The following is a 23,089-nucleotide window of genomic DNA, read 5'->3' as shown; positions in this document are numbered from 1 at the left end:
AATCACCTCTTCAATATACAATAGATATAATGATAGCATAATTTGTAGAAATATGTAGTGAATTGTTTGTTCACAAAAGACGCACTACACAAATTCATATGACTATTTAGACAGACTATACTCTTCATTTAAATTAGCGGGATTAAAAAAAGATAAGGGAAACCCCTTATCTTTTTTTATTGCTATATTTTCTCTTCACTTTGTCACGTTCTGTTGCAAGTTTACGTTTATAGTTTGGTTTTACTTTTTTCGGTTTTTTAATAACTTTCGTTGCCATAACATCAAGTTCGTCATTTGGTTTTTTACGGCTCTTACGACGACGACGCTCACCTAAATCTGCCCACTCATCTCCACGTAAATCTACATGTTTAAACTCGATATGACGTTGTTTTTCTAAGCTATCTAACGCTTCTTCGTTTGCTGGATCATAAATCGTCACTGCAATACCAGAATGCCCCGCACGTGCTGTTCTTCCAACGCGGTGAACGAAGAAATCTAAATCTGATGGTAGCTCATAGTTAATAACATGGCTAATCCCTTCAATATCAATACCACGTGCTGCTAAATCAGTCGCAACAATATATTGGAATTCAAGGTCACGAATTTGTTTCATCATTTTTTTACGATCACGTGGTGATAAATCCCCGTGAATTCGTCCAACTTTTAAGCCACGTTCCATTAATCCATCAGCAACTTGGTCTGCCATCTTTTTCGTATTCGTGAAAACAACTGCTAAATACGGTTTAAATTGAAGTAGCATTTTATGCACTAAATCAATTTTATTACGATGTTTAGAAGGCACTAAATAGTGTTCAATGTTTCCAGCTGCAACTTGTTTTGGATTGATATGAATATGCTCTGGATTCTCCATATATTTCTTCAGAAACGGTTTTAGTTTTTGAGGAATTGTTGCAGAGAAAACTAACATTTGCAAGTTTTTAGGCATGCGTGCTGCAATTTTGTCTACATCATGAATGAATCCCATATCAAGCATTAAGTCTGCTTCATCGACAATAATCGTATTTGCTTTATGAACAAATAATGCTTGTTCTTCAACTAAGTCTTTAATACGTCCTGGTGTCCCAACTACGATATGAGGTTGTTTTTTCAATTTCTCAATTGAACGTTGTTTATCAGTTCCACCAATTAAACAACGTGCTGTAATCATTTGGTCTTCCGCACAAAACTTTGTTAATTTCACGATTTCTTCGTAAATTTGTTGTGCTAACTCACGAGTAGGCGCTGTAATAACAAGTTGTACTTCTTCACGACTTGCATTAATTCTGTTTAATGTAGGAAGTAAGTATGCATGTGTTTTCCCAGAACCTGTTTGGGATTGTCCAATTACACTTACACCTTTTTTCACGACTGGGAAAATTTTCTGCTGAATTCCTGTCGGCTCTGTAAAGCGTAGTTCACGAACTGCATCTATTAAAAATGGTTTAAAATCATACTGTGTAAAAGTTTGTTGTGTCATAAGTTACACCTTCTTTCTAAAATTTCTACTGCGCGCACAAATCAGTCAAGTCTACATTATATCGAAATCTACAAGTAAAATCCATCTTTAGTTTAGGTTTTCACTTCAAAAACTAACCTTCTTCCCTTTTATTGCATATTGTATGTGTATATACCTAACTGAAGAAAGGAGGATTTCTCACATGTTTCCGAAATCCCCTACAAGGCAAATGTATCCGAATCCAGGGCAGCAACCTTATACACCATATCCAATTCCACAACTACCACCAATGGCACAAAAAAAGAAAGGTTTTCTTGCTAAGCTTTTTAAAAAACACGATCCAACCGAGCCATTTATGCAAATGGTTCCACCTTACCGACAAATGGAAGGGCAACCAATGATGCATCAGCAACCACCACCGCAGCAATACCAGCAACAATATCCGCAGCAACATCCACAATATCAACCATACATGCAGCAACATCCTGAGCAAATGATACCGCCTCAAATGTATGAATCAAATGAAACGCGCGGCGGCTCAACTACAACTGCGGCAACAGCAAGCAGTGGCATCGGCAGTTTTTTTTCGAACTTAATTTCGAATCCAACTAATATGATAAATAACATCGAAAAAGTATCCCAAGTCGTTCAATCTGTAGGTCCTGTCGTCGAACAGTATGGTCCTATTATGCGTAGTCTACCAAGCATTGTTAAAATCCTCACCTCTGGAAAAAGCACGGAAGAAAATCAAACGGAAAATGTAACAGAGCCAGTTGAGGTAGAAAGTCCGCCTCCTGCACCTCAAAAAAAGAAACGAAAACGAAAGAAAATAGTGATTGAACCTGTAATAGAAAAAGAGTTACCGAAAGAACCAGTTCAACAAACAGCAACAAAACCAAAACTATATGTGTAACAATCCTTTGTTTTCTATCCACTCCTCCTTTATAATGTAAAAGACTATGCACAAAAGTATCCCTTGTTTAGAAGGAGAGGATTACTCATATGAAAATTGTTAAAATTTCCCCTCGTGGTTATTGCTACGGTGTTGTCGATGCAATGGTAATTGCACGTAACGCCGCATTAGATAAATCATTGCCGAGACCCATTTATATTTTAGGTATGATTGTTCACAATAAACATGTTACAGACGCTTTTGAAGAAGATGGAATCATCACATTAGACGGTCCAAGTCGCTTAGAAATTTTAGATAAAATTGATTCTGGTACTGTTATTTTCACTGCACACGGTGTTTCTCCAGAAGTTAAACAACGCGCAAAAGAAAAAGGTTTAACAACAATCGATGCTACTTGCCCAGATGTTACCAAGACGCATGACCTTATCGAAGCTAAGAAAGCGGAAGGGTATCATGTCATTTATATCGGTAAAAAAAATCATCCAGAGCCAGAAGGCGCAGTTGGTATTGCACCTGACATCGTTCACCTTATCGAAAGAGCCGATGATTTAAAAACATTAGAAATCCCAACAGATAAAATTTTAGTAACAAATCAAACAACGATGAGTCAATGGGATGTTCAACATTTAATGGAGGACATTCAAAAAAAATTCCCAACAGCAGAATTCCATAAAGAAATTTGTTTAGCAACTCAAGTTCGCCAAGAAGCTGTCGCTAAACAAGCTGATGTTGCAGACTTAACAATTGTTGTTGGTGATCCGAAAAGTAACAATTCAAATCGCTTAGCACAAGTATCACAAGAAATCGCGGGTACAAAAGCATATCGAGTTGCTGATGTAAGCGAAATTCAATTAGAGTGGCTACAAGGTGTAGAAAACGTAGCTGTTACAGCAGGTGCTTCTACTCCAACGCCAATTACGAAAGAAGTTATCGCTTTCTTAGAGCAATATAACCCAATGAATCCCGCTACATGGGAAAGAGTTCGAAAAGTACCGTTACAAAAAATATTACCTCGCGTGAAAGTGAAAAAAGAACAATAATAAAAACCGTTGCTTGCATGAGCAACGGTTTTTATTTTTCTTATACAAATATAAATGGATCTGTATGTAACTGCGAAGCATGAATGTGTACATTGAGTTTCTTTGCATCCACTTTTTCTTGTAATTGCTTTTGTACACCTTGTTTCATTACTTTTTCAACATTATGTCCTGGGTCAACTATATTTAAACCGAGCATCATCGCATCATGAGCAACATGATAGTACATGTCACCAGTTACATATACATCTGCTCCTTTAAATTTCGCTTGGTTTATATATTTATTACCATCTCCACCAAGTACAGCTACTTTACGCACTTTATCGTCTAACTTACCGACAACTCTTGCGCCCTTCACGTCTAATGATTGTTTCACATGTTCTGCAAATTGACCAAGCGTCATTTCTTCTTGTAAGTATCCTATTTTTCCTAGGCCTAACGTTTCACCTTTATTATCAAGCGGATACACATCGTATGCTACTTCTTCATAAGGGTGCGCCGTTACCATTGCTTTAATCACTTTCCGCTGTAATGAAGCTGGAATAATCGTTTCGATCCGCACTTCTTCTACACGTTCTAACTGTCCAGTTTCCCCGATATAAGGATTTGTCCCCTCTTGAGGTACAAATGCGCCCGTACCCTCGCTACTAAACGTACAGTGGCTATAATTGCCGATATGACCAGCACCTGCGTCTCCTAATGCATTCCTTACTTCTTCTGCATGAGTGACTGGCACAAACACAACAACTTTTTTCATTTCTTCTGCATATGTCGGTGCCAAAACTTCTGTATTTTGCAATCCTAACGCCTCAGCAAGTAAATCATTTACCCCGCCCTTAGCAACATCCACATTTGTATGCGCTGCATAGATTGCAATATCATTTTTAATACACGTTTCAATAATTTTCCCATACGCCTTATCTGTATGAATCGCTTTTAACGGGTTAAAAATTAAAGGATGATGAGCAATAATGACATTTGCCCCTAATTGAATTGCTTCATCCACAACTTCTTCCGTTACATCTAACGCAATCAATACGTGCCGCACGGGTTTATTAAGCGCTCCAATCTGCAGGCCAATCTTATCTCCTTCCATCGCCAAATGCTTCGGATACATACTTTCAAATAAAGAAATAATTTCATGGCCATTTGGAATTTTACTCATGATAAAACCTCCCCTATCATTTTCATTTTCGCTTCTACTTCCCCACGCTTCGCTTTTGTTTCTTCAGAATCAGCTGCACGTTCTAACTGTTTTAAAATATTTTGGAAGTTTTTTAATTCTCCTTCCCATTTTTCAACGAAGGCTTCACTTTTTTCTGTTATTAAAAATGGTCCCATAAACAATTCAGCTTGTTTATTTTCAGAGTAAGGCGCTGCAACATTTCCTCGCTCCCCTACTAAAATTTCGTAAATTTTCCCATCTTCTTTTACGATTTTTTCATGGATAAGCTCCCAACCATTCTCAATAAACCATTCACGAATATGATGCGCTGCAATATTAGGCTGTAAAATTAAACGTGTTACACCTTCTAATTTTTCTTTACCACTTTCTAAAATGTCACGAATTAACGCTCCGCCCATTCCGGCAACTGTAATTACATCTACTTCTCCTGGTGCGATAACAGCTAATCCATTCCCTTTACGCACATCTACTTTATCTTGTAAACCACTTTCAGCTACAGTTGCTTGCGCAGAGCGAAATGGTCCATCTACGACCTCTCCTGCAACTGCTTTTGTAGCAATATTATTTATAATTGTATAACACGGTAAATACGCATGATCCGATCCAATATCAGCGACTGTAGATCCTACTGGTATTTCACGTACAACTTCTTCTAATCGTTTTGAAAGCTTTACTTCATTCATGTATTTCCATTACTCCTTCTCTTGTCAGTCTGTCTCCATGATAATGAATTTATAGTAGTTGTTGCAAGCCCATAACAACAATTCACTGCTCTATCATTCATCGTATTTTAGAAAATATAGAAAAACAAGCCCTTTGCATAAGCAAAAGGCTTGTCATACGGAACTTTATTTTTTCTTCGATAACCAATCAGCTACTTTAGCGGCTTGATCAGCTGGAACTATATTGGCAGGCATATTGCCTTTTCCTTTCGAAAGAATTTCTTTAATTTCATCCTTTGAAAGTTTCCCACCAATTTTTTGCAAGTTAGGTCCAACTGCCCCTTGTAACTGATCACCATGGCAGCTCGTACAGCTTTGCTTCACAATATCTTCTGGTTTTGATGCCGTTTGTGCTGGCTTCCCGCCATTTTTTGCATCAGCTAACTCTTTAGATTTATTTAGCCCCTGAAATGAAAATACAAACATAACGATAATACCCAATGCTGCAATAAGAGCGAACGGAATCAGCGGATTACGTTTCATATCTCTTCTCCCCCCTCTATACCCCTAAATAGTTAGATGATTCAGTCATTTCCATTGTACTTGAAAACGCTCTATCAGAAAAGAGTAAACTACCACTTGTTAAAAATATTCCATAAATTCAGTTTATTGTTTTTTATTGTCATATCGCTTATTATTTCGATAATTATTAACGTTTCTCATCATATTTTTCGCTTTTCTACATATATTTTTGTATAGAATAAACAAAATTAATCGAAAAATCGAAAAATGAGCATTTGCAAATCAAAAGACAATTCTGTAAAATAAATTACAAGAAATTGTAATCGTTGCCGATAGCTAAATTTTAACAAAAATTAACAAAATAAAAAAGTTTACTTCACAATGGTGAAGTAAACTTAAAAAATAACCTATTCTAAGAAATCCTTAAGACGCTTACTACGGCTTGGATGTCTTAATTTGCGAAGTGCTTTTGCTTCAATTTGACGGATACGCTCTCTCGTTACGCCAAATACTTTCCCAACTTCTTCAAGCGTACGAGTTCGTCCATCATCTAAACCGAAACGAAGACGTAGAACATTTTCTTCACGATCTGTTAGCGTATCTAACACATCTTCTAATTGTTCTTTTAGCAATTCATAGGCTGCATGGTCCGCAGGCGATGTTGCTTCTTGGTCTTCAATAAAGTCACCTAAATGGGAGTCATCTTCTTCACCAATTGGTGTTTCAAGAGAAACTGGCTCCTGTGCAATTTTTAAGATTTCACGTACTTTTTCTGGAGCAAGATCCATTTCTTCACCAATCTCTTCAGGAGACGGTTCACGACCTAAATCTTGTAATAATTGGCGTTGTACACGAATTAACTTGTTAATCGTTTCAACCATATGGACTGGAATACGAATTGTTCGCGCTTGGTCTGCAATGGCACGTGTAATAGCTTGGCGAATCCACCAAGTTGCATACGTACTAAATTTGAAACCTTTACGATAATCGAACTTTTCAACAGCTTTAATTAGACCCATATTACCTTCTTGAATTAAGTCTAAGAAAAGCATACCACGGCCTACATAGCGCTTTGCAATACTTACTACAAGACGTAAGTTTGCTTCTGCAAGACGACGTTTCGCTTCTTCATCGCCTTCTTCAATACGCGTTGCAAGTCGAATTTCTTCTTCTGCAGATAGTAAGTCTACACGACCAATTTCTTTTAAATACATACGAACAGGATCGTTGATTTTAACCCCTGGTGGTACACTTAAATCATTGAGGTCAAACTCTTCTTCTGTTTTTGAAATTTGGCGATTATTAGGGCCTTCTTCGTTGTCATTATCACCAACTAAGTCAATGCCTTGTTCACCTAAATATTCATAGTATTCATCCATTTGATCGGATTCAATTTCAAATCCATTCATGCGTTCTGCAATCTCTTCATATGTAAGAACGCCACGTTTTTTTCCGAGCTCAGTGAGTTGTTCTTTCACTTGCTCAAGGGTCATTTCAGTTTCAATTTGTTTAGAACGAGCTGGTTTGTCAGCCATCTGTTCCCCTCCTTACGCGAGATACAAACATTCATTATACTAAAACTTTATCAAAAAAGCTATTTTCTCGCTTTTTGATTTTGTAAATATGCTACATAATATTTAGCAGCCTCTACAGGATCTGTTTTTTCCATTTGTTTCACTTTAAAGATGATCTCCATCTTTTCAAGTTTTTCCTGATGCCGCCTAAGCGTCTCCAAATGGCCTTGCAACACTTCTTCTGTGTATTCTGGATTAATAAATTCATCCGTCGAAATATCAGTGATAATATTTTTCAACTTTTCATCAGAGAGCCAACTTAAAAATGTTCCGACTGAAGGTTCATTTCCCTTTTCATAATATGCGTATAGTTCATATAAAATCCCTTTATGTTCTTCTGTATGAAAATCTTCTATATGGGATTCCATACGAACAGCTACTTCTGCACTTTGCAACATATGGTAAATAATTTCTCTTTCCGCTCTTTCAAAACCTGTTAACTTCGGTTTTGTTTGAACGACTTGAGACGGTTTAGCAACCTGCTTTATTTGTTTTTGCTGTACCTTTTGTTCTTTGCGATATTGGTGCAATTGATTCAAAAGTGTTTCCATTGAATACGAAAATTCTTGCGATAATGACTTCAAATATGACTCTGCCTGCATCGCATCTTGTAACAACGATAACTCTTTTAAAACACTTTTCACATATTCTTCTTTGCCAGACTCATCTTGCAAATTTTTCCCTAAACGCAAATAATTTATTTTAAAACCAACAAAACTCACACTTGATTTCACAAGATTTTCAAAAGCGGTAGTCCCATATTGTTGCACATATTCATCAGGATCAAGCTTATCTGGCAAGGATGTGACTTTCACTTGGCAACCAACTTTTAGCAATAATTGCCCTGCTTTCATCGTCGCTTCTCGCCCTGCTTTATCACCATCATAGCAAAGAACAACAGTTTCAACGTTACGTCGCAGAAGTTTTGCTTGTTCTTCAGTTAAAGCTGTTCCCATTGTCGCAACAGCTTCTTCCACACCACTTTTTACCGCAGCTAGTACATCGGCATATCCTTCAAAAAGAACCACTTGCCCACGCTTTCTAATAAACGGTCTTGCTTGGTGGAAGTTATACAACAATTTACTTTTGTGAAAAATCGGTGTTTCAGGGCTATTTAAATATTTCGGAGTGTCATCCCCTAACGCCCTTCCACTAAACGCTATCACCTTACCTTGTAACGTATAGATCGGGAACATAACTCTTCCACGGAAGCGATCGTAATGACTACCATCCTTCTCACTTCTTATTAGAAGGCCAGCTTGTTCCATACTAGACAGCGATAAACCTCTTTTTTGTAAAATTTTCGTCGCCGCATCCCAAGCAGGTGATGCATAACCAATTTCAAACTTCTCAATCATCTCTTTCGTAATACCACGGTTTAATAAATATGAAAGTGCTTCATTTCCCTCTTCCGTATTTACTAATAAATGATGATAATACTTTTTCAATAATTCATGAGCTTGTTGCATGATGACAGTGTCATCAGATATGTCTTCTTGTTGTCCTTGTCCTGATGTGTACTCTGCAACCGCAATTCCATTTCTTTCGCCTAGCTTTTGAACAGCCTCGGTAAAAGCCAGTCCTTCCATTTTCATTAGAAAGGAAAATACATTTCCACCTTCTCCACATCCGAAGCAATGAAAAATTTGCTTATCAGATGAAACAGAGAATGAAGGAGAATTCTCACCATGAAATGGACAAAGGCCGAAATAGTTACGCCCCTGTTTTCTAAGTTGAACGTATTCACCAATGACTTCTACAATATCGGATGATGTCCGAATCTGTTCAACAACTTCTTCGGGAATTCTGTTCCCCATAACTCCATCTCCGTGTCGTATTTTGTATTCGATATAAATTAAAAAATTCCTTTATAATTCGACAATATTTTTCTAAACTTGTTAGAAAGTGTTGCCGATTACATTGTATAAACGATTTTGAACCTTTCCTATAGGTCCTTTATCTGCATAAATCGCATATACATACTTGCTATATAAAATTGTATACATTTGCTCATCTGTTACAAATGTATCTCTTAGAAACAATACATATACACCTTTTTCCAAGAAGAGTAGCAAGCCACATATACTGTTTGATCTTGAGATCTGTAACTTTTTCATGTTGATCCATATAACAATCAACTCCATTTTGTTCAGTATCTACAATGATCCAATTGCCTTGCTATTTCCTTAAAGGATGAGCATATGATGCGACAAACAAAATTCCGACATGAAATTCCGCTCCAACTTGCACAATTTCAGCCTTCACGGGATATACATCTACACCAACTAATATGTTGTTGATGTTTTGCATATTTCTGTATTCTACATCCCTTCTGTGAATCCTTCCATAATGTGCGTTTTCTTGTATAGATTTTGTCGATTTAACGTAATTACATGTCTTTTTCGTAAATCCTATCCCTAGTTTATTCTGAAAAATTAAAGTCTAAACGTAAAATATAGGTTTTTATCACAATTTTTTATTATAATATATTTTCTTCAACTACGCTACATATCCCTTTATTTTTTCATCTTACATTTCAGGATGACAAACTCACACCTTGAATATACTAAAAGACAAAGGAGTATAAGTATAACCATTACACTACAATCTATTACAAAATCCATAGGTATCATATTTCACACGAGCGAAAAAAGCACATTCACCTTTGGTAAATGTGCTAAAACATTTTTTGGTTTTGCACTGCATTCACAATAATATTTGCTGTTTCTTCAATCGCTTTATTCGATACATCGATTACTTGGCAATTTATTTTACTAATTACTTCCTCAAAGTGATCAATTTCTTCTTGAATACGATTAATATTTGCATATGTTGCTCCATCACTTAATCCAAGTGATTTTAATCGTTCTTTTCGAATATGATTTAACTTATCTGGCGTAATTTTCAAACCGAAACATTTTTCTTTTGCCACTTGATATAGTTCTTCAGGTGGGTCAACTTCTGGCACGAGTGGTACATTCGCAACTTTCAAGCGTTTGTTATGAGCTAAATATTGGGAAAGTGGTGTTTTTGATGTACGCGAAACACCAATCAACACGATATCTGCTTTTAAAATACCTCGTGCATCTCTGCCGTCATCATACTTCACAGCAAACTCAATCGCTTCAATCTTTTTAAAGTATTCTTCATCTAACCTACGGACAACACCTGGCTCATATCTCGGCACTTGCCCCGTAATTTCTTCAATTTGATCAATAAGAGGGCCGATAATATCGTATGCCTCTACCCCTTCTTTTGCAGCCTCTGTTACTAAATACTGGCGCATATCAGGCTTAACTAACGTAAAACATATAAGTGCTTGATTACTCTTAGCAATCGAAATCACTTCTTTTAATGTCCCTGTATCTTCTACATACGGTACACGTCTAATATCAGGAGCAAACGGGAATTGCCCCATTGCTGCTCGAACAACCAAATCAGCCGTTTCCCCTACAGAGTCAGATACGACATATACGATTTTATTATCCATTACATTACCTCACTTTAAACAAATTACACTTATTCGTTATTTACTAAATTTACAAACGCACGTGTAATATTTGTTTTTGTAATTCGCCCAATCACTTCTAAACCTTGTTTCGTATCTTTTACAACTGGCATTGCATCAATCTGTCTTTCTATTAATTCCATCGCAATATCATATAAAGAATCCTCTCTACGACACATCGCAATGTTTGGCATCCTTGTCATGATAATATTAACCGGAAGAGAGGTTAAATCCTGCTTTCCTAAGCTCGCTCTTAATAAATCTTTACGAGACACAACACCAACTAATAGAGTCATCTGATCTACAACGAACAATGTACCAACGTCCTCTAAAAACATCGTACAAATTGCATCGTATACGGAAACATTTTTATCAATTACAACCGGTCTAGATTGATAATCTTGTACTTTAATTTTCTTAACAGCTTCAGATAATAGCTGCCCCCCAGTTTTACCCGTATAAAAATAACCTACGCGTGGACGTGCTTCTAAATAACCAGCCATCGTTAAAATTGCTAAGTCTGGTCTTAGCGTCGCACGTGTTAGACCCAATTGCGCTGCAATTGATTCCCCTGTAATAGGACCGTGATCTTTTACAATCTGAATGATATGTTCTTGCCGTTTATTCAGCTCTATGATAATCACCACCTTTAATGCACAACGAAAAAAGTTATACTATCTCTTAAATATTATATACTAAATATGCTATTCGAAAAAGAAAGTATGTAAAAAGGACCGTATACGGCCCAAAATTATATTTGAAACTTATCAAGTTGTTCTAAAAAACGTCTTGATTTCAAATAAATTCCGCAATATTCATCATAATATGTATTCAATACTAAACGCATTTGTTTTTTTGTGCTATCCTTTACCGATACATTTCCGAGCCTATGTAAATCGAAATGGAAGAAAAGACGTAATAATTTATGAACAGCTTCTCCTACCGGTATACGATATGGGTCTTGCTCTGCATGACGTGAGCACAGAAAACCGCCTTCCCTGACGGAGAAGGCGACAAAGTCTGTTTCTTGATGACAAATCGCACATGTATCAAAGTACGGGCGCATCCCTAATACCGGAAGCATTTTCGTTTGATAAATTAATGATAATACTTCTGGATCAACACCCTCACACATATAATGCAACGTTTGATATAACATTTCAAATAAATACGGATTATGTTTTTTATCTTCTGTTGCTTTATCAGTTAACTCAACAATAAATGATGCATAAGCAGTTAAAAATATATCCTCGCGAATTTCTTTCATAGTTGAAATAATCTCGCCTTGTTGCAATGTTCCAAGCCCAGATCCCATTTGAATTAGAAAATGGCCATGTGTCATTAATTGCGACACAGATGCTAATCGGCTTTTCGGTTTTTTTGCCCCTCTTGCCATTGCACTTACCTTACCAAGTTCTCTTGAGAATATTGTAACAATTTTGTTCGTTTCTCCGTAATCTGTCGTACGGATAACGATGCCCTCAACTTTTTGAAACATGTTCGTCACCATCCAAGGTTTGAACAAAACGGGTCAAGAAATTGGAGAGTCTAGATGCGCTAGCTCCTCTTCATGTTGATCCATCTCATCGTTTACGTCTTTTTCCATTTCTTTCAAAAGCAAGTACGTTTCAATGCTTCCTGTTTTGGAGAAAAACTTCCAGGTAAAATCTAGCATAAGAATCCACCTTTCTCAATAAGCGTAGCCTATAAACCAATTTCCTTTGTTGTTATTAAATTGACCCATTTTGTCCATTTTCATGTGAGAAAAATTTTTCCTAATTTATCAAAGTTCATAAAAACCAATAATCAGTGGATGAACCAACCATCCACTGATTACAACTTTACTCTATTTTAGTACTCATCCTCGCGGAAACCTAGGTCACGAAGCTGAGACATTTTATTACGCCAATCTTTTTGCACTTTTACCCATACTTCTAAAAATACTTTAGAACCAAGTAGCGCTTCAATATCAAAACGAGCTCGCTTACCAACTTCTTTTAACATTTTTCCTTGTTTTCCGATGATGATTCCTTTTTGTGATGCACGTTCAACAACAATCGTTGCATTTATATAAACTGCCCCGCCCTCACGCTTTTGAATCGCATCGATAACAACAGCCACAGAATGCGGCACTTCTTCACGTGTTAAATGTAGTACTTTCTCACGAATAAGCTCTGCAATAATAAATCTCTCCGGATGATCCGTTACTTGATTCTCTGGATAGTATTGTGGTCCTTCTGGTAAATACTTTTTAATTGTCCCAATTAAAGCGTCCACATTATTACCGTCTAACGCAGAAATTGGTACAATCTCTGCAAACTCATGTAGTTTACGATATTGATCAATTAACTCTAGTAATTGCTCTGGATGAAGTTGGTCAATTTTATTAATGACTAAAAATACTGGTTGTTTTGTTTCTTTTAATTTCTCAATGATGAATTCCTCACCACGACCAAATCCTTCAACTGCATTAACCATAAACAGAACAATATCAACTTCTTTTAATGTCGTTTGCGCCATCTTTACCATGAAGTCGCCTAATTTATGTTTAGGTTTATGTATTCCTGGTGTATCAATGAAAATAACTTGTGCATCATTTTCTGTATATACACCTTGAATTTTATTACGAGTCGTTTGTGGCTTATCACTCATAATAGCAATTTTCTGGCCGATAATACGGTTTAAAAATGTAGATTTTCCAACATTCGGTCTGCCAATAATAGAGACAAAACCTGATTTATAACCTTTTCTATTCATGTAAATCCTCCGCTAAAAATGCTCCTGGTAACAATTCTCCGACTGTCGTCTCTTGAACGTCACCATGTAAGTTTGATAAGTATACTTTCGTATCCTGTTTACATAATTCTACCATAACTTGTCGACATGCTCCACAAGGAGGTACTGGACGCTTTGTATCTGCTACAACCGCAATGGCTACAAATTCGTTATCCCCTTCAGAAACCGCCTTAAATAAAGCTGTTCTTTCAGCACAATTACATAAGCCATATGATGCATTCTCAACATTACATCCACGATACACTTTTCCATCGCGCGTTAATAATGCTGCACCTACTTGAAATTTAGAATATGGTACGTACGCTTGTTTACGCGCTTCGATTGCTTCTAGAATTAATTGTTTACTATTCATATTCCCGCATCCTTCCTGTTCACAGCTATGAAGAGATACACTCTCTCATTAAAGGCCCTTACGGCACTTCCAAAGCTTAATAAAAGCTTCGGAATGCAACTATACCATATACGGTAAAAAGATAATAGCACCAATTATAACAGCTATAATTGCAAACAATAAAACCGCTCCTGCCGCAACATCCTTTGCAATTTTTGCAAACGGATGAATATCGGCAGTCGCTAAATCTACCGTTTTTTCCACAGCCGTATTTACCATCTCTAAACTCATTACACTCCCTATTACAATAAGTAATATCATCCACTCTATTTTCGTAATATGGAAATAAAAGCCGCAGCATATAACAATGACTGCGGCTAAATAATGGATTTTCATATTTCGTTCATGACGAAAACAAAAGAATATACCAGCTATAGCATATCCAAAACTATCTATAAGTTTTCCTTTTTTCATCGTCCTAATCCAAAAGCTTCTAAAATTTCTTTTTGTCTTCCGAACATTTCTTTTTCATCTTCTTCTGTCATGTGATCATAACCAAGTAAATGTAAAAAGCCATGTAACGCCAAAAATCCAAGTTCACGATCGAAAGAATGTCCGTACTCTTCAGCTTGCTCTTTCGCCCTTGGAATAGAGATAATAAGATCCCCTAACATGCGCGGCATCTCTGCACCAACAATCTCCATTTCTCCTTCTCCCATCTCTTCCATGGCAAAGGATATTACATCTGTAGGTTGATCTTTATCTCGGTAATCACGATTAATTTCTCTAATGCGCTCATTATCTACAAATGTCACCGATACCTCCGCACCATCCTCGATATTTTCCATTTGAGCTGCTTTTTCTAACACTTCACGAATTAAACTCATATACTCTTCTTTTACTTCTTCTGTTTCATCAATAAAATCAATTAACAAACTCATTCTTTCTCCTTTTCTTCCGGAGGTTCCGGATATGTAATACGCGAATGGAAAATACCATTTAACGTTTCACACAACGTTTTTCCAACGATTTGTAGTTCCTTAAACGTCAAATCACATTCACTAAATTGACCGTCTTGCAGTCGATCTTTAATAATACTTTGCACCAAATTATTAATTTGTTCTGGCGTTGGGTGATTCATAGAACGTACCGCAGCTTCTACACTATCAGCAATACCAACAATTGCCGATTCTTTCGAAGTTGCTTTTGAACCTGGATAACGGAACATCTCTTCTGTATATTTTTCTTTATCTTCTTTAATAGCTTTATAATAAAAATATTTCAGTAACGTTGTACCGTGATGTTGCCCAGCGATATCAATAATTTCTTGTGGAATATGATATTCTTCGAGCATTCTTACTCCATCCGTTACGTGAGCAATTATAATATCTTTACTCGTTACAGGATCTAATTTATCATGCGGGTTTTTAATTCCCATTTGGTTTTCAATAAAGAATTGCGGTTGTACTGTTTTTCCTACATCATGATAATATGCCCCTACACGCGCTAATACACCATTTGCCCCAACTGCTTCACAAGCAGCCTCAGAAAGATTCGCTACCATTACACTATGATGATATGTCCCTGGCGCTTCTAACAAAATTCTGCGTAAAAGCGGATGATTTGGACTTGATAGTTCCATAAGCTTCATACTTGATACGATTCCAAGTCCACTTTCTAAATATGGTAAAATCCCCATAGCCAAAACGGATGATATAATCCCTGAAAGTGAAGCCATTAATAATTGCGTACCAATTTCAAGAGGCGAAAAATTCCCATTACGTAATAATAAAAGCGCCGCCAATACGACTACATTTAATACAGAAACGAGTATACCAGCTTGTAAAATCATTGTACGACGATTTTTTTCTCGCAAGAAAATACTAACCGATAACGAACTTAACAATACGTAAATCCCTACACTATAATTTAATGTACTCGTTACTCCTTCATTAAACATAATACTTCCGCATACAGAAAAAATCATACTCGTTAAAAAGACAAATCGATCACCAATCATTAGTTTTACAAGTATTGTTCCCATCGCAACTGGGACAACATATGCAATCCCTGCGTATTCAAGTTTTTGAAACAAACTAATGATTTTCATTAAGACGATTGTGATAGACAAAATTGTAATATACGCTAAAACATACGGTCTATCTTCTCTTTTTCTCTTTAAAAATAATTCAAATTGTTTATGCATAAAGTATAGTAACACACCAATGAGTACCGCTAATCCAACATAAGGTTGAAAACCGTTCCCTTTTTCTAACAAACCAACTAATTTCAACTGATTATACACATCACTTGAAATTGTTTCACCTTCTCTAACAAGAACTTGTCCTTGAAGAATATAAACAGGTGGAACTAAATCTTCCTCTGCTTTTCTCTTCTCTTTCGTTAAGATTGGGTCATAAAAATAGTTAGCTGAAATTGCATATCTTCCTAGCGCCTTAATTGATTCTTTTAAACCATTATCAACATTAACACTATTCATCTCACTTACATATCGTTCTTTCGCATCTTTCAATTCGTCCATTTTAATATGCTCAGTCATGATACTATTAATCGCTGTGACCGCAGCATCTTTCGCTAATACTAATTGGCTCGGATCTGCATTAATCAAATTCAGTAAGTTTGAATCAGATAACTCTTTCGTTAAGTCAGCGGGTAGTTTCTTTTTTAACTTGTCCACTTTCTCAGCATCAGTCATCTTTTTTTGATCATCCGGTCCAACAGCTTTAATCTCTTGCACCACTTCATCCACTTTAGCAAAGACGTCATTCACAATATCAACTTTGTTTTGTTTATACTCACTTTTATATGTATATTGATCTTCAACTTTTGTAGCGGCTTCTTTTTTCTTTTTATCCGTTGTAACTTTATCTTCAATTTTTATAGGAGAATGGATTGTCTTTTTCGCAATAGAATACATATTAACATCTAATTGTTCTGGTTTTACATTATTCATAAGCGCAAAAAACAGCACTGCTCCTAACACAACGTAAGAAATCCAACTTAGTTTTTTCGAATGTTGTAAATTACGAAACCACTTAGAAATTTCTTGAGATCTTGACATGATTTCAATACCTTCTCCTCTCCAGAAATAAAGTGAAACTATTTATAGCTTTCATTTCTTCTACCAAACGATACTTTGAGGCAATATTTTATACACTAGTACCAATAGTTTATTTTCCTTATCTTTCATGATAGTAAAAAATATGACGTTCGCCAACCTTATCATACAAAAAGAAATGATCCTGACAAATAGGATCATTCCATTTTATCATATGCCTCAATAATACGTTGCACCAATGGATGTCTCACAACGTCCGTTTGTTCTAATGTAATAAATGACAGACCTGATACACCAGATAAAATATTAGCAGCTATAGATAGCCCTGATTTTACCCCTTTTGGCAAGTCTACTTGTGAAGGGTCCCCTGTAATAACCATTTTAGAACTAAAACCTAATCTTGTTAAAAACATTTTTATTTGAGCACCCGTTGTATTTTGAGCCTCATCTAAAATAACAAATGAATCATCAAGCGTACGCCCCCTCATATAAGCAAGCGGAGCTATTTCAATTACTCCTCGCTCCATCATACGCTGCGTATATTCTTGTCCAAGAATATCATGTAAAGCATCATATAACGGGCGTAAGTATGGATCTACCTTCTCTTTCAAATCCCCTGGTAAAAAACCTAAATTTTCTCCAGCTTCTACAGCAGGTCTTGTTAAAATAATTTTCTTTACATATCCTTGTTTTAAAGCCCTCACAGCCATTACTACAGCTAAATATGTTTTTCCAGTTCCTGCAGGCCCTATCCCAAAGACAATATCATTCTTCTTCATCGCATGAATATATCTTCTTTGCCCCATTGTTTTTACACGAATGGATTTACCTTTTGCAGTCTTGAAAATTTCTTCCTCATATAACTCTTCAAATTGAGCAATTTTCCCTTGTTGTGCAAGCTGAATCGCATACGCAACATCTCTCTCTGAAATTGATATACTTTTACGAATTACAACAAGTAATTGCTGTAAGATTTTTTCTACGAGTGCCACCGTTTCAACTGCCCCAGATACATGAACAGTTTCTCCTCTAGTTACGATCGATACATTCAGTTCTCGTTCAATTACTTTTAAATGCGCATCATTAACTCCAAAAAGAGCGATTGCTTCGTTAGCATTTTCCAATTGTTGGTTCATTTCTACTAATTGTTCTGCCATTACTCAGTCTCCTTGAATATCGGATTCGGATATTGGTTGTGGCTCTGCAATATTTTCAACCACAGTATAATGCAATGTAACTTTTAGTTGATCCGCCTCAACCTCTTTACTCAAAATCTTATCACTTACAATCATAGCATGTTCATCCAATTTTTTCTTTAGTTCTTTTTCGGCCATCTCCTTCGCTACTTTCAGCGCTTGCTTTTCTGTATATTCTCGATTCGCTTCTTCCTCTTCTCTCACAACATCTTTTTCATATGCAATCGGCAGTGTAAAACCAAATAATTTCACATCATGCTTTACACTTTCAGTACGAGAGCGTTTATACTTATCATGCTGAAATCCCCATATTTTTATTTTCGTATCCCCAAATTTAAGAAAATGTTCATTGTATACATTACCAGTATACACTTGGAATTGCGTCTTTAACGGGACATCCACCTTAGATGTATACCACGTTTCGCCATATACAATACCTTTCGCTGAAACAATCGTCGGACTTTCCTCATTACCATATATTCCCGATACGAGAATCTGTCCTTTTTCTACATGATCATTTTTCAGTACAACCGGCTTTCCAACTTCTACAAACGTTTTTGTAATAATCGCTTCTTTTTTTGCTACTAAATTTTGCGGCCTTTGTTCCTTTTCTTTCTTTGGTTCGTTTTTTTCAACAATTTTAAAATGATAAGTCGTTCCCCTTACTTCTAGTCCCGCCCAAGTAATGGCATTAATATTATCTGTCAAATGGCGTTGTACATCTTCTACATTCGGCATTTGAAATTGTAGTTTCCCTTTTTTAATACCCATTTTATCCAATTCTTTCATCAATATATATTCTGTTTCAGGTTTAGCTCCTGTAATTTCAATTTTCCAAACCATATTTGACATTGCAATCACACCAAAAAAGAAAATTAAAAAACCAATTAAAAATCCACTGTTTTTAATTAAACGTTTATTCCAAAAAGGAAAACCATAACGTCCAATAAAATATAATTTACATTCATTTTTTCTATAAATTGGTTTTATTTTTTTCACATCGCGTAACAACATACAAAAAACTAACGTTTCATCAGCTATCTTTTTAACATCCCAAACTAATAAATTCCTCCGTACACATTCATTAACAAACCGTTCCGCTCCTCTACCTTCAATTCGCACTTTTACATATCCAAGCCACTTTATAAACCATTTATTTTTCATTTACCACCTTCACTACCTTTCTAAAAGTAGATATACTACTTTTTATTTGAAGCATTAAAATAGCTCGTACTAAAATAAAACAGAGTAAAACTGTAATCAGTCTCTATCAACGGAACTTTTACAGGATAAAGAAGAAAAACTTCACAAATGGAAGTTTCACTTCAATCACCTTTTTTTTCATTTTCTAAAAATGTTACTTGCTCAATTATCCCCTCGAGTAAAAGCTCTTCTGGAAGAATCGTTTTAATAACAAAGGATTGTCCTTTAATTAATAATTGACCGTGTTTTAAAAGCAATCGCACTTCTTTATCTGAAAACACTAATAACCCCCGATGATTTTCTATATAAATATGTATTTGCCCAACAAGAGTAATCCGAGGTAGATCCATTAATACATCCACTGGTAGGTCTACTTGTTTTGTCAACCAATTTTTCATTTGTTCTAATTTCTTCATCTCGAAAGACCCCCTCTCATCCCATATATATGTATTTCTTCACAAGTGCCTATCGTGTTATAACGACTTCACTAACATAACTATATTCTGCAAGAGTTCATATCATGTTAATTAAAACAGTCGCTATATGAAATCATATTTGTCAGGACAATGATGGATCAGATAATAGAAGTATTAATACAAGAATATGCGCCCCTACAGGATATCAGTACAAGTTACATTAAGAAATTGAGCCTAGCGAGAAGTGGGAAACTTGAAAAAACCTGTTACAATTCGTTCTGGACGTGACATACTGACCATAGAATAAGTAGTTGTCATTTATTGGACAACTGAGATAAAGTAAAACTATAATCAATCCTCACCAATCGGGCTACCCGTTAATGCGGGATAAAATCAAAAAAAAAGAAAATTTCTTCACTCTGAATGTTACGTTGTAAGTAAGAATATTTTATAGATGGTTGTTATATGAATTTCAAAAAATATTAGGGTTCATTAAAAAATGAATTAATAAATGAGGAAATACGAAAGGAAATCGGCTTTGGTCAAGAAGTTTTGAATGTTATAAAACAAGTTACCGACAGTAATATCCAGCCATTTTATGCAACTGATGCAAAATCTAAAATAGTTAGAATCTCTTTCGTTACCTTTGAGGATTATGCTGAAGAGCAAGCTATAAAACTTCAATCTGAGTTTCAGAAGGCTCGGTACTTAGCTTTTATTCGCGAAAGAAGTTTTAGTCAAGGAAGTAAGAATAGGTGTAGAATCGGAATTATACAAGGAAATAATAAATTGAAACTTTAACTAGAGGGGTTTTTATCACTTACAGAAACGCTTTTTAAGCAATATAGCGTTTCTCCTTAATCAGAACAATAAAAAAACGTCTCATACGAAATGAGACGTTTTTTTATGCTAATAGCTGGATAACCAGCTTATTCACAAGTGATCCGTCTGTTTTACCTTTTACTTTCGGCATAACAGCAGTCATCACCTTACCCATATCTGCTTTAGAAGTCGCACCAACTTCAGAAATAACTTGCTTGATTACATCAACTAGTTCTTCTTCAGTTAATTGCTCTGGCAAATATGCGCTTAAAATCTGAATTTCACTTTGCAGTTTATTAACAAGGTCTTCACGACCAGCTTTTTTAAATTCAAGGAGGGAGTCCTTATACTGTTTTACTTCACGAGCTAAAACTGTTATTTCCTCTTCTTCAGTAAGAGTATGTTGCAGTTTAATACCTTCATTTTGTAAAGCAGCCTTAACCATACGAATAACGGTTAATTTTTCTTTTTGTTTATTCTTCATCGCTTGTTTCATATCATCGTTTAAACGACCGAGAAGACTCATAACTTACACCCTCTCTTAGAATTTACGCTTTCTTGCCGCTTCAGATTTCTTCTTACGTTTTACACTTGGTTTTTCATAAAACTCGCGCTTTCTTGCTTCAGCAAGTGTACCAGTTTTAGAAACCGATCTTTTAAAACGGCGAAGTGCATCCTCCAAAGACTCGTTTTTACGAACGACTGTTTTTGACATTCTCTTTCCCTCCCTCCGAAACATCACACTTACATACTAACTTCAGCATGCAAAAAGAAACACTTCTTCAGCATGTCTTTTACGATTATAATACATTTTATCACTTCAGGTCAACTATTTGGCAGAATAAAAGAAGAATAGAAGCATTTCCTTTTCAAAAGTTATGCAAATAACTAGTATCCTTCACTGATGAAGACAACTATATTTTTATCATTTCATCTTTTTTCATACAGGGATGCATGAAACGCCTCCCCACCTTCTATTACTTAACCGCTTCAAATAAAGAAAGCATGCAAACCGTTTCCGGTTGCACGCTCTTTTTATGCGCTAGCTGATTCTTTTTTCACATCATCTTCAAGAACACGAACAAATTGCGCTTCGTTATATGGATAACCAGCTTTCGTAATTTTCACTTTCACTAGCTTACCAATTAATTCTTCTGATCCTTCAAATACAATTTTCAAGTAGTTATCTGTATAACCTACATATAACCCTTCACGGTCGCCCTCTTTAAATTGCTCTTCCGGAATGATTTCAAGCACTTCACCTTCAAACGCTGATGCGTACTCTTTCGCTAATTGATTAGATAGCTCAATTAAACGATGAACACGATCGTTCTTCACATCTTCAGGAACTTGATCTTCCATGCGCGCTGCAGGTGTTCCTGTACGTTTTGAGTAAGGGAACACATGTAACTCAGAGAAGCGGTTCTCTTTAATGAAATTGTATGTTTCCATGAATTCTTCTTCTGTTTCACCTGGGAAACCAACGATTACGTCAGATGTAATCGCAAGGCCTGGTAACGCTTCTTTCAAACGATCTAAACGCTCTTGGAAGAATTCCATCGTATATTTACGACGCATACGTTTTAATACAGTATTAGAGCCAGATTGCAACGGAATATGCAAGTGACGTACAACTACTTCAGATTTATCTAACACTTCAATTACTTCATCTGAAATTTGACTCGCTTCAATAGAAGAAATACGAAGACGTTTTAATCCGCCTACTTCCGCTTCCATATCACGAAGTAATCCAGCTAAGTTATAATCTTTTATGTCTTCGCCGTATCCACCTGTATGAATACCCGTTAATACGATTTCTTTATAGCCTGCATCCACTAATTGTTGCGCTTGTTTAATAACTTCTTTTCCATCACGAGAACGCATTAAACCGCGCGCCCAAGGAATGATACAGAATGTACAGAAGTTATTGCAACCCTCTTGTATTTTTAAAGACGCACGTGTACGATCCGTGAAATAAGGTACATCAAGTTCTTCGTACACACGTGTTTTCATAATATTGCGGACAGCATTAATTGGTTGACGCTCTTTACGGAATTCTTCGATGTAACCTAACATCTTTTCACGATCCTGTGTACCAACTACAATATCTACACCTGGAATCGCCATAATTTCAGCTGGAGATGTTTGTGCATAACATCCCGTTACGCAAATAACTGCATCTGGATTTTGACGCACAGCACGTCTGATTACTTGACGGCTTTTTTTGTCCCCAGTATTCGTTACTGTACATGTGTTAATAACATATACATCAGCTTTCTTTTCATATTCTGTTCTTTCATAACCACCTTGTTTAAACAATTGCCAAATGGCTTCTGTTTCATAGTGGTTTACTTTACAACCTAACGTATGGAACGCAACAGTTGACAT

The 23,089-nt window shown here is 36.1% G+C and carries 25 protein-coding genes; 2 read left to right on the top strand and 23 right to left on the bottom strand.

Going from position 1 to position 23,089, the window contains the following annotated elements:
- Positions 1 to 166: 166 nt before the first annotated feature.
- The gene (locus tag ACTFRM_RS16135; RefSeq protein ID WP_000194017.1) at positions 167 to 1,477 is read right to left on the bottom strand and encodes a DEAD/DEAH box helicase; all 1,311 of its coding nucleotides are present in this window, start codon (positions 1,475 to 1,477) and stop codon (positions 167 to 169) included.
- Between the two features lie 181 nt (positions 1,478 to 1,658).
- Between ACTFRM_RS16135 and vrrA the strand changes: the two genes are divergently transcribed.
- Positions 1,659 to 2,369, top strand: a complete 711-nt coding sequence (gene vrrA / locus ACTFRM_RS16130; RefSeq protein WP_440043456.1) for a VrrA/YqfQ family protein — start codon at positions 1,659 to 1,661, stop codon at positions 2,367 to 2,369.
- Between the two features lie 89 nt (positions 2,370 to 2,458).
- Positions 2,459 to 3,409 (top strand): 4-hydroxy-3-methylbut-2-enyl diphosphate reductase, encoded by a 951-nt coding sequence (locus ACTFRM_RS16125; protein WP_000706662.1) that lies wholly within the window; start codon positions 2,459 to 2,461, stop codon positions 3,407 to 3,409.
- Between the two features lie 40 nt (positions 3,410 to 3,449).
- Here ACTFRM_RS16125 and ACTFRM_RS16120 read toward each other — a convergent pair whose 3' ends face one another.
- The 22 genes from ACTFRM_RS16120 to mtaB all read right to left on the bottom strand — a co-directional run bounded on the left by ACTFRM_RS16120 (position 3,450) and on the right by mtaB (position 23,089).
- Positions 3,450 to 4,571 (bottom strand): Nif3-like dinuclear metal center hexameric protein, encoded by a 1,122-nt coding sequence (locus ACTFRM_RS16120; protein ID WP_163093004.1) that lies wholly within the window; start codon positions 4,569 to 4,571, stop codon positions 3,450 to 3,452.
- Positions 4,568 to 5,275 (bottom strand): tRNA (adenine(22)-N(1))-methyltransferase, encoded by a 708-nt coding sequence (locus ACTFRM_RS16115; protein WP_001006542.1) that lies wholly within the window; start codon positions 5,273 to 5,275, stop codon positions 4,568 to 4,570. The genes ACTFRM_RS16120 and ACTFRM_RS16115 overlap by 4 nt, the downstream gene beginning before the upstream one ends.
- A 165-nt stretch (positions 5,276 to 5,440) precedes the next feature.
- Positions 5,441 to 5,797 carry a cytochrome c550 gene (gene cccA, locus ACTFRM_RS16110; RefSeq protein WP_000828141.1) on the bottom strand — a complete coding sequence of 119 codons (357 nt, stop codon included), beginning with the start codon at positions 5,795 to 5,797 and terminating at the stop codon, positions 5,441 to 5,443.
- 386 nt (positions 5,798 to 6,183) lie between these two features.
- Positions 6,184 to 7,311, bottom strand: a complete 1,128-nt coding sequence (rpoD, locus tag ACTFRM_RS16105) for an RNA polymerase sigma factor RpoD (RefSeq protein WP_000764065.1) — start codon at positions 7,309 to 7,311, stop codon at positions 6,184 to 6,186.
- 59 nt (positions 7,312 to 7,370) lie between these two features.
- Positions 7,371 to 9,167, bottom strand: coding sequence for a DNA primase (gene dnaG, locus ACTFRM_RS16100; RefSeq protein WP_000528221.1), 1,797 nt, complete (start codon positions 9,165 to 9,167; stop codon positions 7,371 to 7,373).
- 81 nt (positions 9,168 to 9,248) lie between these two features.
- Positions 9,249 to 9,467: a hypothetical protein gene (locus ACTFRM_RS16095; protein ID WP_002164428.1), complete on the bottom strand. Its 219-nt coding sequence runs from the start codon at positions 9,465 to 9,467 to the stop codon at positions 9,249 to 9,251.
- A 61-nt stretch (positions 9,468 to 9,528) separates the two neighbouring features.
- Entirely contained in the window at positions 9,529 to 9,660 is a 132-nt protein-coding gene (locus tag ACTFRM_RS16090; RefSeq protein ID WP_002024806.1) for a hypothetical protein, read from the bottom strand.
- 367 nt (positions 9,661 to 10,027) lie between these two features.
- Positions 10,028 to 10,840, bottom strand: coding sequence for a pyruvate, water dikinase regulatory protein (locus tag ACTFRM_RS16085; RefSeq protein WP_000368944.1), 813 nt, complete (start codon positions 10,838 to 10,840; stop codon positions 10,028 to 10,030).
- A 29-nt stretch (positions 10,841 to 10,869) separates the two neighbouring features.
- Positions 10,870 to 11,502: a helix-turn-helix transcriptional regulator gene (locus ACTFRM_RS16080; RefSeq protein ID WP_000583756.1), complete on the bottom strand. Its 633-nt coding sequence runs from the start codon at positions 11,500 to 11,502 to the stop codon at positions 10,870 to 10,872.
- Positions 11,503 to 11,609: 107 nt separating this feature from the next.
- The gene (recO, locus tag ACTFRM_RS16075; protein ID WP_000487009.1) at positions 11,610 to 12,356 is read right to left on the bottom strand and encodes a DNA repair protein RecO; all 747 of its coding nucleotides are present in this window, start codon (positions 12,354 to 12,356) and stop codon (positions 11,610 to 11,612) included.
- A 33-nt stretch (positions 12,357 to 12,389) separates the two neighbouring features.
- On the bottom strand, positions 12,390 to 12,533 hold the full coding sequence (locus ACTFRM_RS16070) for a YqzL family protein (RefSeq protein WP_000883924.1): 144 nt from the start codon (positions 12,531 to 12,533) through the stop codon (positions 12,390 to 12,392).
- A gap of 176 nt (positions 12,534 to 12,709) precedes the next feature.
- A complete protein-coding gene (era, locus tag ACTFRM_RS16065; protein WP_001080230.1) occupies positions 12,710 to 13,615 on the bottom strand; it encodes a GTPase Era in 906 nt (301 codons plus the stop codon).
- Entirely contained in the window at positions 13,608 to 14,006 is a 399-nt protein-coding gene (locus ACTFRM_RS16060; RefSeq protein WP_001086283.1) for a cytidine deaminase, read from the bottom strand. The genes era and ACTFRM_RS16060 overlap by 8 nt, the downstream gene beginning before the upstream one ends.
- A 99-nt stretch (positions 14,007 to 14,105) precedes the next feature.
- Positions 14,106 to 14,459: a diacylglycerol kinase family protein gene (locus tag ACTFRM_RS16055; protein WP_000715464.1), complete on the bottom strand. Its 354-nt coding sequence runs from the start codon at positions 14,457 to 14,459 to the stop codon at positions 14,106 to 14,108.
- Positions 14,456 to 14,926, bottom strand: coding sequence for an rRNA maturation RNase YbeY (gene ybeY, locus ACTFRM_RS16050; RefSeq protein ID WP_000054684.1), 471 nt, complete (start codon positions 14,924 to 14,926; stop codon positions 14,456 to 14,458). The genes ACTFRM_RS16055 and ybeY overlap by 4 nt, the downstream gene beginning before the upstream one ends.
- The gene (locus ACTFRM_RS16045; protein WP_000091510.1) at positions 14,923 to 17,067 is read right to left on the bottom strand and encodes an HD family phosphohydrolase; all 2,145 of its coding nucleotides are present in this window, start codon (positions 17,065 to 17,067) and stop codon (positions 14,923 to 14,925) included. The genes ybeY and ACTFRM_RS16045 overlap by 4 nt, the downstream gene beginning before the upstream one ends.
- A gap of 194 nt (positions 17,068 to 17,261) precedes the next feature.
- Positions 17,262 to 18,221, bottom strand: coding sequence for a PhoH family protein (locus ACTFRM_RS16040; RefSeq protein WP_000840501.1), 960 nt, complete (start codon positions 18,219 to 18,221; stop codon positions 17,262 to 17,264).
- Positions 18,222 to 18,224: 3 nt separating this feature from the next.
- Positions 18,225 to 19,424: a sporulation protein YqfD gene (gene yqfD / locus ACTFRM_RS16035; RefSeq protein WP_000792498.1), complete on the bottom strand. Its 1,200-nt coding sequence runs from the start codon at positions 19,422 to 19,424 to the stop codon at positions 18,225 to 18,227.
- 161 nt (positions 19,425 to 19,585) lie between these two features.
- Positions 19,586 to 19,879, bottom strand: coding sequence for a sporulation protein YqfC (gene yqfC, locus ACTFRM_RS16030; protein WP_000732269.1), 294 nt, complete (start codon positions 19,877 to 19,879; stop codon positions 19,586 to 19,588).
- Between the two features lie 904 nt (positions 19,880 to 20,783).
- The gene (locus ACTFRM_RS16025) at positions 20,784 to 21,227 is read right to left on the bottom strand and encodes a GatB/YqeY domain-containing protein (RefSeq protein ID WP_000054562.1); all 444 of its coding nucleotides are present in this window, start codon (positions 21,225 to 21,227) and stop codon (positions 20,784 to 20,786) included.
- Positions 21,228 to 21,242: 15 nt separating this feature from the next.
- Complete coding sequence (gene rpsU, locus ACTFRM_RS16020; RefSeq protein ID WP_000048061.1) at positions 21,243 to 21,416, bottom strand: 30S ribosomal protein S21; 174 nt, start codon at positions 21,414 to 21,416, stop codon at positions 21,243 to 21,245.
- 320 nt (positions 21,417 to 21,736) lie between these two features.
- The gene (gene mtaB, locus ACTFRM_RS16015) at positions 21,737 to 23,089 is read right to left on the bottom strand and encodes a tRNA (N(6)-L-threonylcarbamoyladenosine(37)-C(2))-methylthiotransferase MtaB (RefSeq protein ID WP_000108680.1); all 1,353 of its coding nucleotides are present in this window, start codon (positions 23,087 to 23,089) and stop codon (positions 21,737 to 21,739) included.

The organism is Bacillus cereus group sp. MYBK227-1 (assembly GCF_051916325.1).
Taxonomy (GTDB): Bacteria; Bacillota; Bacilli; order Bacillales; family Bacillaceae_G; genus Bacillus_A; species Bacillus_A cereus.
Note: the sequence above shows the minus strand (reverse complement) of the source record. Positions and strands in the feature narration are given on the sequence as shown.